We start from the raw sequence: 14,503 nt of genomic DNA, 5'->3' as shown, positions 1-14,503 counted from the left end.
TGATTGAACAGCCTTAGCTACAGATGACTCGAATTTGTTCAGGTAGCTACGTACGGCCCAGTTCTTCAGTCAATACCGCTTTTATCCCAACATATTTATGCGGTGTTTAAGTTTGTCAGCAGACTGTCCTCAAGCTTAGCTATTTGATATTTTTTGGCCGTAATAGAGCCAGCTAAGTCAATATTAGCGCTGCTTTACTTTATCCTCTCCTCTCCTCTCTTTATCAAGTTCGGGCAAGCTGCTGATTTTCCCTTGATTGACAGCAGGCTTCGGCCTGAAGGGTGTAACGTCTCATTCATCGAAGTCGTCAAGAGCTAAACTCTCTTGCTAAAGCAATGACCGCCTGTACTATCTATCGGGCACCTCCTAACGCCGGCAGCTTAGTTCTAGAGCAAACCTTACCCGTGCTTTTAGATCAAGCTTGCGATCGCTATCCCAATGAACTTGCCTTCAACCATTGGCAAAATCGCCGCTGGCAACCACTATCCAACCGGACCTTTCGGAGGACTGCGGAAGAATTAGGTCTGGGCCTGCTGGGTTTGGGCCTGCGACAGGGCGATCGCGTGGCGCTGATTATGCACAGCGATGTGGACTTTTGCCTAGCAGATATGGGCTGTCTGCTGGCCGGATTGGTCAATGTGCCGATTGACCTCACCCAAACCATCGAAAACATCATTTACAGTCTGCGTCACGCTGCCGTGCAGGCGCTGATCGTTTCTAATCCAGATCTCTTAGAACAGATCGCCGCTTACCTGAAACAGGTGCCCACCTTGCAGCAAGTCATCGTCTCCGCTGGACTGCCAACCCTTTCAGCCACTGTCGCAGTTGAGGGCCTGGCCCCTGGGCAGCCCTCGCCCCCCCCGGAAGAATGTCTGCAGTACCCTCAATTCCTACATGAACCGCCCGTACACCCAGGGCTAGCAGCCCTGCCAGCGACAGTGCAGTTATTGGCGCTCGAACAGGTGCGATCGCAAGGACAAGCCAACTGGTCCCCAGAGCGCATTGCCCAACTCAAAGCTGCGATCGCCCCTACCGACCTGGCTACGATTCTCTATATCGCCAGCGATAGCCACCGCCCCAAAGGGGTCATGCTGACCCACGAAAGTATCGCCGCCGACGTCATTGCCGCCTTCAGCAGCTATCCCAACTTAGGCCACGGTCCTGAAGAAGTCGCCCTAATTTTTCTGCCGCTGACTCACATCTTCGCGCGGGTCTTTCTCTATGGGCATCTAGCCTACGGGCACAGCATCTATTTTTCTAACCCCAACCACGTAGTCAAGCACCTGCGCACTCTCCAGCCCACCTTCATGATTACGGTGCCGCGCCTGATTGAAAAGGTATACGAGCGCATTTGCGATCGCGCTCAGCGCCTTGGCAATTTCGATCGGGCCGTCTTTACCTGGGCGCTGAAGCTAGCCCAGCGCTACGAGATTGGCAAAGCCCCTTCTAGGCTCTACGCCCTGCAGCTGAAGCTAGCCGATCGCCTCGTGTTTGCCAAATGGCGAGCTGCTTTTGGCGGTCGCCTCAAGGCTTTAGTCAGCGGCGGCGCTGCCCTCAAAGCTGAGCTTGCCAACGTTTTTTCTGCCGCAGGCATCCCTGTCTTGCAGGGCTACGGCCTGACAGAAACCAGCGCTGTCCTCTGCTATAACCGGGGTCAATATAACCGGGCTGGCACCGTGGGCGTACCGATTGCCGGGGTTGAGATTGGTATTGCTGAAGACAGTGAAATTCTAGTGCGATCGCCTTTTGTGATGCAGGGCTACTACCGCGATCCGGTTGCGACCCGGCAGGCTCTTAAGCACGGCTGGTTCCACACGGGCGACCTAGGCGAAATCACGCCGGATGGCTTTCTGAAAATCATTGGCGTCAAAAAGCCGCTGTTCAAGCTGTCAACCGGAAAATATGTCTCGTCCTTACCGCTGGAGCAGGAGCTAAGGCGATCGCCTTTAGTAGACTATGCGATCGCTGTCGGCGCGAACCGCAAGTTTTGCAGCATGTTGATTTTCCCCAATCTAACGGCGCTGCACCAGGAAGCAGAGGCGATGGCGCTGCCCTTACAAAGCGACTCTCTTCTACAGCACCCCTGCATTACGGCTCGCTATCAAACCCTGATTGATGCGGCTAACTGCCACCTACCCTACTGGTCTACAGTGCGTAAGTTTGCTTTGGTCAATGCGGTGCTGACGGTGGAGAACGGGTTGCTGCAGGCGGACGGCAGTGTGGATCGGGTGGCGGTGCTGCGGGCCTTTGTGGGGGTGGTTGAGGAGATGTATGGGGAGGCAGAAACGCGGGGAGGCGGAGATGGAGAGGTTTTGCAGGGGTGCGCCATCGTGCCGGCGGCGACGTGTCCAGCATATGCTCAGTCGTTAACACATTACTGATGGCGCTAGGACCTGGGGCCGTTAGGGCAGGTATCAGCCATTGGGGCAGGTTTTGTAGATAATTTCTTGTTTCTTGTGCGGAGTGCTTGGCTACCAACCTCTACGGATTCGCAATTTTGATTGTCGCTTGTTCCCCTCTCCCCTACCTTCTCCATCTCCCCCACCTCCTCTCTCCCCACATTCCCCCCTACTCTCTACCAAAGGAACTCACCATGTTCAAACCATTCCGAACAGCCGCTGTCCTCGGTGCTGGCGTTATGGGTACGCAGATTGCGGCTCATCTGGCGAATGCTGGACTGACGGTGCATCTGCTGGATCTGCCCGCCAAGACGGGCGATCGCAACGGCCTAGTGGAAGGCGCGTTTAAGAAGGCACTGAAGCAGTCGCCGCCGATTTTCTACACCTCTAAAACGGCAGAGCGGGTCATCCTGGGCAACTATGAAGACCATTTTGATCGCCTGGCCGATGTGGACTGGGTAATTGAGGCGGTAATTGAAAACCTGGCTGTTAAGCACGAGCTGATGGCGCGGGTGGAAAAAACGGTGGGTTCAGACGCGGTGATTTCTAGTAACACCAGCGGTCTGTCGATTCAGGCGATCGCCCAGGGACGCTCCAAATCTTTCCGTCAACGCTTTTTAGGCACCCATTTCTTCAATCCGCCCCGCTACCTAAAGCTGCTGGAACTCATTCCCACTGCCGAGACTGAGCCGCAGGTACTGGCCCGGATGCAGCAGTTTGGCCGGATGCAGTTGGGCAAGGGGATTGTGATTGCCAAGGATACGCCCAACTTTATTGCCAATCGCATCGGCATTTTTGTGACGCTGCTGGGGCTGAAGGCATTCACCGAACAGGGCTACACAATTGAGGAAATTGATACCCTCTCTGGCACCCTAGTGGGACGGCCCAAGTCAGGCATTTTCCGCACGGCGGACCTGGTGGGCTTAGACACGCTGCTGTATGTGGCAGACAATCTCTATCCGGCCATTCCCCATGACGAACAGCAAGCTCTGTTCCAAGCGCCGCCGCTCATGCGCAAGCTGGTGGAAACCGGGACGCTGGGAGCGAAGTCGGGCCAAGGGTTTTACAAAAAGGTAGACGGCGAAATTCGCTCGCTCAATCCCCAAACTTTTACCTATGAGCCTGCTAAACCGCTGGATCTCGGCAACTTGGACAGGCTGAAAAAGCTGACCTTGGCCGAGCGACTGCAGAAGCTCTATGGCGATCGCGGGCGAGCGGGCGACTTTTTCCGGCAGATGACGCTGGCAACCCTGGCCTACAGCGCCAACCGCATTCCTGAAATTGCCGACAGTCCGGCAGAAATTGACCGGGCGCTGCGCTGGGGCTTTGGCTGGGAACTGGGGCCGTTTGAAATTTGGGATGTGCTGGGCTTTGAAACGGTGCTGAGCGATTTGCAAGAGGCGGGTTATGCAATACCCACCTGGCTGGAGCAAATGCAGGAGGTGAGCACCGCTGGCTTCTACCGCGATCGCAGCGTCTATATTCCCGGCGAGCAGTATGTTTCTCTAGAAATTCCGACTGATGAAATTCATCTCAATGACGGCTATCCCATCCTCTGGCGCAATCCGGAAGCGGTGCTGCTGGATTTAGGGGATGGCGTTGCTCTGTATGAATTTCGCTCTAAGGCCAATACCCTCAGCTCTAAAGTGATTGACGGCCTAGAGGAAGTCTTGCACCTGCTGGAAACCCGCGACGACCTGCGCGGCCTGGTGATTGGCAACGAAGGGGCCAACTTCTGCGTCGGCATCAACCTGGCTGAAGTGGGCAAAATTGCCCAGTGGGAAAACCTCAATCCCTTCAACCGCCACCATAGCGGCATCGCGGCGCTGCTTGAAAAGTTTCAAACCCTGGTGCAGCGAATTCACTATTTCCATAAGCCGATTGTGGCTGCGATTCAGGGCCGCGTCCTCGGTGGGGGCTGCGAGCTGGCAATGGCCTGTTCTCACGTGGTGGCTGATGCCGAAACTTACATTGGCCTGGTGGAACTGGGGGTCGGACTGATTCCGGCTGGCGGCGGCCTGATGCGGCTGGCGCGGTGGGCGGCGAATCAGGCCATTAGCGATCGCCCCAGCGATATTCTGCCTTGGCTGAAGCAGGTATTTGAAACCATTGGCATGGCTAAGGTCGCCAATAGCGCCTATGAAGCGAAGGAACTGGGCTTTCTGCTGCCTACCGCCAAAGTGGTGATTAATGGCGATCGCCGTCTCTATGTCGCCAAGCAGGAAGTGCTCTGCCTAGACGCCCTGGGCTATGCGCCGCTCCCACAAAATTCAATCCCGGTTCTAGGTCAGCCCGCCCGCGCCGTTTTAGACCACATGGCCTACGTCATGCACCAGGGCGGCTATATCAGCGACTACGATCGCGCCCTGGCGAATCGTCTCGCCTACGTCCTCACGGGCGGCGATCTCACCATCCCAGCTCAGGTAGACGATGCTTACTTACTCCGCCTAGAGCGCGACAACTTCCTGCCCCTGGTTGACGAACCTAAGACCAAAGAGCGGATTTTGCACATGTTGAAGACGAAGAAGCCGCTGAGAAATTAGGGCACTCGCCTCTTCCGTCAACTCACCCCAATGAAACCAATGAAAACCTACATCCTCAGCTCCGTCCGCACCGCCGTTGGTAAAGCCCCGCGCGGCACCCTGCGCCATACCCGACCCGATGACCTAGGGGCCGCCGTTGTCCGGGGCGTTTTGGAGAAAGTACCTGCCCTGGTTTCCCACCAGGTTGACGATTTGATTATGGGCTGTGCTATGCCGGAGGCGGAGCAGGGCTACAACCTAGGCCGCGTCATCGCTTTGCGGGCTGGACTGCCAGACTCGGTTGCAGGCTGTACGGTGAATCGGCTCTGTTCCTCCGGGCTACAAACCATCGCGATGGCGACCCAGGCGATCGCCTTTGGTCAGTCAGAGGCCATCATTGCCGGGGGGGCGGAGTCCATGAGCCTGATTCCGATGGGGGGGCACCAGTTTGCCCCCAACCCGGAGCAGCTCAGCGAGTTCCCAGAAACCTACTTAACGATGGGCCTCACGGCTGAAAACGTGGCCAAGCAGTACCAGATCTCCCGTACCGATCAGGATGCCTTTGCTCTGAAATCTCATCAGAAAGCACTAGAGGCAATCGCGGCGGGCCGTTTCAAAGAGGAAATTATTCCGGTTACGGTGCGCGAAACCCACTATATCGGCGGTCAGCCCCAGACCCGCGAACTGATTTTCGACACCGACGAAGGCCCCCGCGCCGACACCAGCCTGGAAGCACTTGCTAAACTCAAGCCCGTCTTCCACGCCAAGGGCACCGTCACCGCCGGTAACTCTTCCCAAACATCAGACGGCGCTGCCGCTACGCTGATTGTCAGCGAAAAGCTGATGCACGAACTAGACCTTAAACCCCTGGCTCGTCTGCTGGGCTTCTCCGTAGCAGGTGTGCCCCCCGCCATCATGGGCATTGGTCCCATTGCCGCCGTGCCTAAGGTGCTCAAGCAGGTAGGCCTTGACCTCAAAGACATTGGCCTGATTGAGCTAAACGAAGCCTTCGCCGCCCAGTCCCTCGCCGTCATCCGCGAACTCGGCCTCAATCCAGACATCCTCAACGTCAACGGCGGCGCGATCGCCCTCGGCCATCCCCTCGGCTGCAGCGGCGCGAAGCTGACGGCCACGCTACTGCACGAAATGCAGCGACGCGGCGTGCGCTATGGGCTGGTGACAATGTGCGTCGGCGGCGGTATGGGCGCGGCGGGGGTGTTTGAGAATTTATCTCTGTAGAGTGCGTTAGTTGATGCAACGCGATCGCACTCCGCTTTTACCCAATGTGAATCTCATCAGACCGCAAACTTTTCGCAATGGTGCGTTATCAACGCACCCTACGGTTTCTGTTTTGGAGCCTGACCCATGACTGTTCTTCTCTTTCTTCTTGTCATAGCTGCGCTGGTCTTGCTGATTCTGTGGCTACCCGCCTTACGGCAGCGCTTGATTACGGCCCCTATTGTTCAACTAATTACTCGGCTAAAGCTATTGCCTAAAATTTCCGACACAGAGCGAGCGGCGATCGAAGCGGGGAATGTCTGGGTCGAGGGTGAATTTTTTACAGGTAAACCGAATTTTCAGCGCCTACTGCGTCAGCCCTATCCACAGGTGACGCCAGAAATTCAGGCATTTCTCGATGGCCCGGTAGAAAAGGTCTGTCAGATGGCGACGGACTGGGAGATTTATCAGCGCAAAGACCTGCCGCCGGAGGCGTGGGACTACCTGAAGCAGGAACGCTTTTTCGGCATGATGATTCCTCAGGAATATGGCGGACTCGGCTTTTCTAACCTGGCCTATAGCGCCGTGATGGTGAAGCTGTCCTCTCGCTCGTTTACCCACGTGGCGACGGTGGGGGTGGCCAACTCCCTCGGCCCGGCGAAGCTGCTGCTGCGCTACGGCACGCCAGAGCAAAAAGCCCACTACCTGCCGCGGCTGGCACGAGGCGAGGAGATTCCCTGCTTTGCTCTAACGGAACCCAACGCCGGCTCGGATGCGGCCAGCCTGATTTCTCACGGGGAAGTGTTCCGGGGCGAGGATGGCCAGCTCTACCTGCGGCTGAACTGGAAGAAGCGCTATATCACCCTGGGGGCGATCGCTACTCTCCTGGGCCTTGCCTTCCGCCTGCGCGATCCACACAATTTGCTGGGCCAGGGTAAGGAGCCGGGCATTACCTGTGCTCTCGTACCCACGGACACGCCGGGAGTCGTGATTAATCAGCGCCACGATCCGATGGGAGTACCGTTCTACAACTCACCCACCGAAGGTCATGACGTGGTGCTCCCCGTAGAGCAGATCATCGGCGGCGTGGAGCAGGCCGGGCAGGGCTGGAAGATGCTAATGCAGACCTTAGCAGCGGGCCGGGGGATTAGCTTCCCGGCGAGCTGTACGGGAGTGTCGAAGCTGGTGGCACGGGTGGCAGGCGATCACAGCGTGGTGCGTAAGCAGTTTGGCTTGTCTATTGGCCGATTTGAAGGGGTGGAGGAACCCCTGGCCCGGATTGCCGGACTGACCTATGTGATGGATGCGGCCCGGCTCTATACCTGTGGCGCGGTGGACAGGGGCGAGCAGCCTGCCGTGGTTTCCGCGATCGCCAAGTACCACAGCACTGAACTGGCCCGCCAAATCGTCAACGACGGCATGGATATTTTGGGCGGCAACGGCATCTGTCGGGGGCCGCGTAATCTGCTGGCCAATGTCTACACGGCGATTCCGATTGCCATCACGGTGGAGGGAGCTAATATTCTTACTCGGACACTGATGATCTTTGGGCAGGGGGCGATTCGCTGCCATCCCTATGTCTACCGAGAAATTCAGGCCCTGAGTGAGCGAAATGTGGCTGCGTTTGATCAAGCCTTTTGGCCCCATTTGGGTTCAATTTTTGGCAATACTATGTGGGCGAGCTGGCTCAGTCTGACGCGGGGCTGGGGGGCGCGATCGCCCGTCTCTGGCCCCACAGCCCGCTATTACCGACGCCTGAGCTGGGCCTCAGCCACGTTTGCGCTGCTGACCGACTTAGCCCTGATCGCCTATGGCGGTTCCCTCAAGCGGCAAGAAAAACTCACGGGCCGCTTTGCCGATGTGCTCTCCTGGCTGTATCTGAGCAGTGCTACCCTCTGGCGATTTGAAGCCGAAGGTGCCCTGGCAGAAGATTTACCCCTAGTACACTGGTCACTGCAATACGGGCTAGCCCAGATTCAGCAGGCCCTAGATGGCATCTATCGTCACCTGTCCGTGCCCGGTCTGGGCTGGCTGCTGCGCGGCCCGGTGCTGAGCTGGCACCGCCTCAACCCAATAGGCACATTGCCCCCTGATAACCTCGGTCATCAAGTAGCCCAGCTTGTCCAAACCGGAGGAACACCGCGCGATCGCCTCACAGCCGGTATCCACATTCCTCAGGATGAGCACCAGGCTCTGGGTCGCCTAGAGCGGGCCTTTACCTTGGTGCAGCAGGCGGCTCCAATTGTGAGAAAAATTAAAGCGGCTAGCCGGGCCGGTCAGCTCCCCCCGGCTAAAGCTGATGAGCTGCTGACGCTGGCTTACGAAGCGGGGCTAATCAGTGAAGCGGAGGTAAACCAGGTGTGTGAAGCGGAGTTTGCTCGCAACGAGGCGATTCAGGTGGATGCCTTTAGCTTTGAGGCGTATCAGCAGGGGGGAAGCCTCTGGCTGGAGGAAGCGGCTTAGGGGGCATTTCCTAACGACGCTTTAAACCGCGACAGCAACGTTTTCCTTGAACTTTACATCCCTTGGATAAAGCTTAACTGGTGAGATTCTCACTGATGATAAGGCAACCGTAAGGGCAGGTTTGGTTAGTCACCCAGGTTAACGCGAAAGACTCTCTACTAAACCTGATCTAGCCCGTCCTCCAACCGCCTACAGCAGCCCTCGGTAGTGAATGAACATCAAAATCACCGCCCACGACCCCAGCGCCACCTTGACTGCCACCAGAATATTAAGCAACGGAATCACCCCGCCGCTGAGCAGTGCCCCCAACTCACCCTGAGGCAGCTCCAAGCCCGCTAGCGTCAGCGCCGCCAACACCAGAAAAACCAGCACCGACACCTTCTCCCACCGCGAAGCGTGCCAGCGCTGATAGATTCCCTGCATCCACTCTGAAGACGACGTAATCGCCACCAGGCCGATCGCTGTTCCCCCCGCTACCCCCGCCGCAAAGCCCCCACCAGGACTGAGATGACCGCGAATTGCTAGTTCAATGCTGACCAAAGAGGCGATCGTTGCCCCCAGCCGCGCCAGGACAATCGAAGGATGATCGCTGAACTGGTGAATAATAGCAGAGGGCTTTTCATCCGCGAGCAAAAACCGCACCCCCATCACCGCGATCGTAAACACCACCACCTCAAATAGGGTGTCGTACAGACGATTTCTAAAGATAATGCCGGATACAGCATTGGGTACGCCGCTTTCCTGCACGATTAGCTTAACGGCTGAGCTATCGGGTGCTGCCGCAATCAAATCAGGCATCACCAGCATTTTGAGATACAAGGCCATACCCGCGACAATATAAAGCCACTTCATCGCGCTTCCTCCTCAGCTTCAGCCGGATTGACATAGATTAGGCGGGTTGCCGTCACGGGCAGTTCGCCTTGTAAAATCTCGTAGAGGCGGGGAGTGCGAACGGCAGTTTGATAGGCAGTTTCTGCAGCGGTTTCAATCTGAGTGCAAACAGCGTGCACGTCCCTATCCTTTAGCGCCTGCTGCAAGCTCTGCTGACTGTCATAAGGCACCAGTTCCAGCCGCATATGGTAAGGCTTCAGTCGCTCGCGCAGATAGTTGAGCAGGGTCTCAAAGTCAGGGCTGCTCAGCAGGGACGACCCAGAGATGTTCTGGTAGACACCCAGCCGCATCACTAGAGACGATCGCACCGCCACCGCGTACAGGGTAATAGCGAGCAGCGTCCCCACCAGTGCCTCCGTCAGGGCCACATCCGCCGCTCCCAGCACCGCATACACCAGGGCTGCGACTGCCCCCAGGATGCCGCGAATCACCAGGGCGTGATAGGGATTGACCTGGGTAATCAACATACAGGCCGTCAGCGGCAGCAGCGCCACGATGATATAGAGATAGCTATCGTCCATAGTTCCTCCCGTTGGCGCAGTAGGCCAGCACGTAGCCCAGCACCGTGTTCCAAATGGCAAGCGAGATTAGGGCCAGCAGCAGCAGGGGCCACTCACGCGGAATTTTTAGCAGCAGCCCCAGGACAATGAGCATAGAGCCGAGGGTGTCGGCTACCGAGAGGCTGTGGAGCTTAAACAGGACGGAGCGATCGCCCAGGAGAGGCCAAGTGCCCCAAAGCCAAAACACCAGGCCAACGCCAATGCAGAAATAGCTGAGGGTGTTGATCATACTTCGTTCAACCGTTTGAGAATATGGGCCAGCAGCATCAGGGCCGCATTGCCTACGCTGAGAATAATTACGCCGACCACGCCAATCATCCAGTCATCGCGAAAGACAGAAACCACCAGAATCATGATTGAGGTCTTGGTGGCGATACTGGCGAAGGCCAGCATTTTTTGCCAAATATCGTTATCCCGCCAGGCTTCATAAATTGGAATGAGCAAGGCCACGATCATTGCTAGCAAAATCAGGTTCATCTTGACCTCCGACGCCGCTTCCGACGAATCCAGTGCACGGTGTACCAGCCGTCTTCCTGATACTGCAGGGCAATGGTTTTGGGGGTGAATGTAATTAGAAAAATGTCTAGAAAAATTAGCCCCGGTGTCCGCTGGGGTTTGACCCGCTCTACGGTGATTTCCTCGTGGCGGTGGGGACGCAGGATAATTTCCACCGCTTCTTTGTAGGCTTGGGGAATGGCGACAAGAGTTTCGCCCAGCGATCGCAGCCAGTCCTGGAGCCTACCCGGAGCCGTGTAGCCTCGCGGCAGCAGCAGCGCTACGCTCACCCCAATCAGGATATTGGCCCAGCTCAGATCGGCTGTGAGCAAGAACCAAATGGTCAGTCGTAAGATGAGATTTAAATAGCCAATCATGCCAGCACCATCCAAAACAGCAGCGCCGTTACCAGACTCATCACCCCAATCAGGTGATCAAACTGCTCCAGCAGTCGCGGCAGCTTGAGCGTCACCCGGCGGAAAACCAGCCAGTAGGCCAGCCAGCCTAGAGCAATCGTCACCAACGGCTTGACAATATTTGCTAGCGAATAGGCTTCGTAGTAGACAACGTTAGCTATCACCAGGCCGCCCAGCAGCAGCCCCACCGCTAGCCAAAATCCTGGTTTAGCCGCCTGGGCGGGCTTGGCCTCGTGGGGCAGAAAAATAAACTTGGCAAAGGAAATTGCCGTCCCCAACGCCGCTAGATTCATGCCAATTACCTGCCAGGGCAGCAAATTTTTCATCGTCAGCACCTTGGCTCCAAACCCAGACAAGAGAGGAAAGCCGGAGATAGAAAAGCTGGCGATCGCTAGGGCAATCCAAATGGGGGTATGAATCGGCTGATGGTGCAGCACCTTGAAGCTCCGACTCGATAGATTGCCTGCCGTCAAAAATAGGGCCGCTTTCACGAGGCCGTGGGTGAGGGCATAGAACCCGCCCACCTCCGGCGCGGCTAGAATAAAGCCCAACTGGGAAATGGTGTGAAAGGCCAGCATGCGCTTGGTGTCTTTTTCAAACACGGCATAGCCCACGCCCAACAGCGCTGTGCCCGCGCCAAAGAGCCGTACCAGCGGATCAATCGACTCAAACATCAGGGCAAAGCGAGCTAGGGGGAATATCCCCGCTTTTACCACCACCCCTGAGAGCAAGGCCGAGACGGGAGACTCCGACTCAGAGTGAGTCAGCGGCAGCCACAGCCCAGAAACGAAAATCCCCCCTTTCGCCAGCAGCCCCAGGAAAATCAGGGCCACGGCTTCTACAGGCGCTTGGTCTAGTCCGGCAAAGGCAAAGGAGTTATTCGACTGATACACCAGCGCCGCCCCCACCAGATAGAACAGCATGGCCGTATTGCTGACAAACAGATAGCGCAGCCCCACCCAAACGGCGCGATCGCTGCGGGGATAAGCAATGAGCAAAAAGGCGGCGATGCTGATGACCTCCAGGGCCACATACAGGCTGATAAAGTCAGCGCAGATAAAGGTGGCATTGACGCTGCCGTGCAGAATAATCGCCTGCAGGTAGAAAAAGGCTGATTTGTCACTGCCCCAGCAGTAGAACACGACGGCGGCGGTCACTAGGGCATTGGTCAAAATGAAAAAGCCGCTGAGTGAGTCAATCGCTAGGGTGACACCGAAGCTGTCTAAAAGCTGCAAAGTTAGGGGCGATCGCTGCCAAAAAATCTGTCCCGCATAGGCGGCGGAAATGACCGCCATGCTCAGAGCCAGCCCCCGCCCTAGTTGGGGCAGCAGGTAGATGCTGAAGCCAATCAAAAAGGGCAGCACTGCCCAGGCAATGGTGAAAGCGGTCATGGCGTATTGCTCTGCTCAATCTCGCGGGTTTCCAGGGTGGGATGGTTGTGGGCTAGCTTCATGACACCGACGAGCATCAGGGCCTGAATGGAAAAGCCGATGACAATGGCGGTCAAAATCACGGCTTGGGGCACCGGATCGGCATAGGCTACAACGGGCTTTTCGGTGACGATGGGCGTCACTATGCCACCCCGTGCCGCCACCAGCACGTAAAAGGCAATGACGCCGGTACTCATCACGTCCATCGCGATGATTTTCATCATTAGGTTTTGCTTGAAGATGATGCCGAAAAATCCACAGAGGACGGTGGCAAAGACGCAGGCTTCTAACATGACAGTACTCAAAAGCAGAAAAAGCGCGATCGCGTTTAATCTATCTTAATAGATAAAAGTAAATGATTATTTATTTAATCATAGTGTTTTAGCAATATTTAATTTGATTTGATTATGGCAGTGTTAGGCAAAGCTTAGCCAGACCCGCCGCCGCAATAGCAGGACTGGGCTGCAACTGTGGCGGCTGTAATGCCTATGAGTTACTGCGCAGCGTCGTCATCTGCTGCACAATTTGCTGTAGCGGTGCGTAGTGGGCCCCTTTCCAGTAGACCTGCTGACAGGACTGACACTGGTAGAACTCATCGTAATACTGGCGGGTCAGGGGCGGCAGGCGATCGCTCACCTGCGCTTTTTCCACTGGCTGAAGCTGACCGTTACAGCGCAGGCAGCGCTCAAACGGGGCGATCGCCTCAAACAAGTCAAAGCGGCTGAGAATTTCGCTCACCTGCTCTAGCGGATCGTCATGGCGGACGCAGTAGCCGTGCGTTACTAAACTGCGCTTGAGCAAGCCGCGATCGCGGGTCAGCAAAATACGCTGCTCATCGCTGGCAATCTGAGCCAGGGTGGCATCGTCGCAGTGATTGGCATAGCGAATATCAAAGCCCAGCAGGCGCAGGTAGGTAGCGAGCTTGCCCAAATGCACGTCTAGGACAAAGCGCGGTTCCGGCAGCGGCGCGGGCTGAACGCGGGAAACGCTGGAAATATCTAGGTGCTGGAAGCGAGGAAAAACGCTGATGCGATCGCCCACCTGTACTAGGTAGCTAAAGTCTACAGAGCGATCGTTCACCAGAATTAGGTCAATTTCGGGATGGGGAACCCCCAAAGACTCAATTGTGTCTTTGACCGTTGAAGATTGCTTGGGCCGATGGCTAAAACGGACTTGCCGCTTTTCTGTCGGCAAAAAGTCGTTGAGGCTGCCGTAGAAGCGTAAGGAAAGAGAAGACATACTAGAAGCGAATTTTGAGCACAAAAACAGGTCGGGAAGCCAAAACGCCGATTTGCTATAACTGTTTGAGAACAGACTGTTTGTTAGCTATGGTTGCCGATTCATCCCCTTCGTCAAATTCTCAGCTCGATTCGGTGGCTGAGGCCGTCAGTGAGCCGTTCATGCCCACCATGCGAGAGCTAGTCAGAGCCTATCAGGCATTTGCCGCCTACTCAGACAGCCACGTGCGACAGCTAGACCTGACCCCTTCTCAATTTGACGTGATTGCGACGCTAGGCGGGACTCAGGGTCTGAGCATGGGAGAAGTCGCCGCTAAAACATTAGTGACAAAAGGCACCCTTACTGGCATTATCGATCGCCTAGAGAAAAAACGGCTAGTCAGGCGTGAGGTGCCCGCTGACAACCGCCGCAGCTTTATTGTGGCGCTGACGCCAGCAGGGGAAGCGGTTTTTCAACAGGTCTTCCCCCAGCATGTAGCCCACCTCAAAATCCGCTTTGAGCAGCTTGAACCTTCTGAACTAGAGATTTTGCGCATCCTACTCAGCAAGCTGCGGCGCGCTTTCTCCTAAAATCAACAAAATTGTTTGCACTCAAACTAAAAGCCGTGCTATAACATTGGCATAAAGTTTGGATTCAAACAGTTTTATATAGAACAAGGAGCCATTATGACTCAGACTTCTTCGGCCGATGCCGCCCGCCACGTACTGACCTTAGAGGCTGGTACCTACTGGATTTGCGCCTGCGGGCGATCGCGTCATCAGCCTCACTGCGACGGTTCTCATGCAGGTACACCATTTCAACCGCTCACCCTAGAGCTAGAAAGTCCCAAGCAGATTGAAGTTGAAACACCCCAGGTTTAGATTTCCCCAT

The 14,503-nt window shown here is 56.1% G+C and carries 14 protein-coding genes; 6 read left to right on the top strand and 8 right to left on the bottom strand.

Annotation, left to right across the window (positions count from 1 at the left end):
- Positions 1–335: 335 nt before the first annotated feature.
- The 4 genes from QJQ48_RS03760 (at position 336) to QJQ48_RS03745 (ending at position 8,602) form a co-directional block, all read left to right on the top strand.
- Complete coding sequence (locus QJQ48_RS03760) at positions 336–2,381, top strand: AMP-dependent synthetase/ligase (RefSeq protein WP_346289860.1); 2,046 nt, start codon at positions 336–338, stop codon at positions 2,379–2,381.
- Between the two features lie 212 nt (positions 2,382–2,593).
- A complete protein-coding gene (locus QJQ48_RS03755; RefSeq protein WP_346289859.1) occupies positions 2,594–4,942 on the top strand; it encodes a 3-hydroxyacyl-CoA dehydrogenase/enoyl-CoA hydratase family protein in 2,349 nt (782 codons plus the stop codon).
- A gap of 39 nt (positions 4,943–4,981) precedes the next feature.
- A complete protein-coding gene (locus tag QJQ48_RS03750; RefSeq protein WP_428843019.1) occupies positions 4,982–6,160 on the top strand; it encodes an acetyl-CoA C-acyltransferase in 1,179 nt (392 codons plus the stop codon).
- 126 nt (positions 6,161–6,286) lie between these two features.
- Positions 6,287–8,602, top strand: a complete 2,316-nt coding sequence (locus QJQ48_RS03745; RefSeq protein ID WP_346289857.1) for an acyl-CoA dehydrogenase — start codon at positions 6,287–6,289, stop codon at positions 8,600–8,602.
- A 189-nt stretch (positions 8,603–8,791) separates the two neighbouring features.
- Here QJQ48_RS03745 and QJQ48_RS03740 read toward each other — a convergent pair whose 3' ends face one another.
- From QJQ48_RS03740 to QJQ48_RS03705, 8 genes are all read right to left on the bottom strand, one after another.
- Positions 8,792–9,454: a Na(+)/H(+) antiporter subunit B gene (locus QJQ48_RS03740; protein WP_346289856.1), complete on the bottom strand. Its 663-nt coding sequence runs from the start codon at positions 9,452–9,454 to the stop codon at positions 8,792–8,794.
- Positions 9,451–10,014, bottom strand: a complete 564-nt coding sequence (locus tag QJQ48_RS03735; protein ID WP_346289855.1) for a DUF4040 domain-containing protein — start codon at positions 10,012–10,014, stop codon at positions 9,451–9,453. The genes QJQ48_RS03740 and QJQ48_RS03735 overlap by 4 nt, the downstream gene beginning before the upstream one ends.
- Positions 10,004–10,282 (bottom strand): monovalent cation/H(+) antiporter subunit G, encoded by a 279-nt coding sequence (locus tag QJQ48_RS03730; protein WP_346289854.1) that lies wholly within the window; start codon positions 10,280–10,282, stop codon positions 10,004–10,006. The genes QJQ48_RS03735 and QJQ48_RS03730 overlap by 11 nt, the downstream gene beginning before the upstream one ends.
- Positions 10,279–10,530, bottom strand: a complete 252-nt coding sequence (locus QJQ48_RS03725; RefSeq protein ID WP_346289853.1) for a hypothetical protein — start codon at positions 10,528–10,530, stop codon at positions 10,279–10,281. The genes QJQ48_RS03730 and QJQ48_RS03725 overlap by 4 nt, the downstream gene beginning before the upstream one ends.
- Positions 10,527–10,925 (bottom strand): Na+/H+ antiporter subunit E, encoded by a 399-nt coding sequence (locus QJQ48_RS03720; protein ID WP_346289852.1) that lies wholly within the window; start codon positions 10,923–10,925, stop codon positions 10,527–10,529. Before QJQ48_RS03720 ends, QJQ48_RS03725 begins: the two co-directional genes overlap by 4 nt.
- On the bottom strand, positions 10,922–12,355 hold the full coding sequence (locus tag QJQ48_RS03715) for a cation:proton antiporter (protein ID WP_346289851.1): 1,434 nt from the start codon (positions 12,353–12,355) through the stop codon (positions 10,922–10,924). Before QJQ48_RS03715 ends, QJQ48_RS03720 begins: the two co-directional genes overlap by 4 nt.
- Entirely contained in the window at positions 12,352–12,687 is a 336-nt protein-coding gene (locus QJQ48_RS03710) for a cation:proton antiporter subunit C (protein ID WP_346289850.1), read from the bottom strand. Before QJQ48_RS03710 ends, QJQ48_RS03715 begins: the two co-directional genes overlap by 4 nt.
- Before the next feature lie 193 nt (positions 12,688–12,880).
- The gene (locus QJQ48_RS03705; RefSeq protein ID WP_346289849.1) at positions 12,881–13,633 is read right to left on the bottom strand and encodes a Mut7-C RNAse domain-containing protein; all 753 of its coding nucleotides are present in this window, start codon (positions 13,631–13,633) and stop codon (positions 12,881–12,883) included.
- 89 nt (positions 13,634–13,722) lie between these two features.
- Between QJQ48_RS03705 and QJQ48_RS03700 the strand changes: the two genes are divergently transcribed.
- Both QJQ48_RS03700 and QJQ48_RS03695 read left to right on the top strand, forming a co-directional pair.
- On the top strand, positions 13,723–14,202 hold the full coding sequence (locus tag QJQ48_RS03700) for a MarR family winged helix-turn-helix transcriptional regulator (RefSeq protein ID WP_346289848.1): 480 nt from the start codon (positions 13,723–13,725) through the stop codon (positions 14,200–14,202).
- Between the two features lie 96 nt (positions 14,203–14,298).
- A complete protein-coding gene (locus tag QJQ48_RS03695; RefSeq protein ID WP_346289847.1) occupies positions 14,299–14,493 on the top strand; it encodes a CDGSH iron-sulfur domain-containing protein in 195 nt (64 codons plus the stop codon).
- The last annotated feature ends 10 nt before the right edge of the window (positions 14,494–14,503 follow it).

The sequence above is a fragment of the Sphaerothrix gracilis Ecp01 genome (assembly GCF_030405905.1).
Lineage (GTDB): Bacteria > Cyanobacteriota > Cyanobacteriia > Phormidesmidales > Phormidesmidaceae > Sphaerothrix > Sphaerothrix gracilis.
Note: the sequence above shows the minus strand (reverse complement) of the source record. Positions and strands in the feature narration are given on the sequence as shown.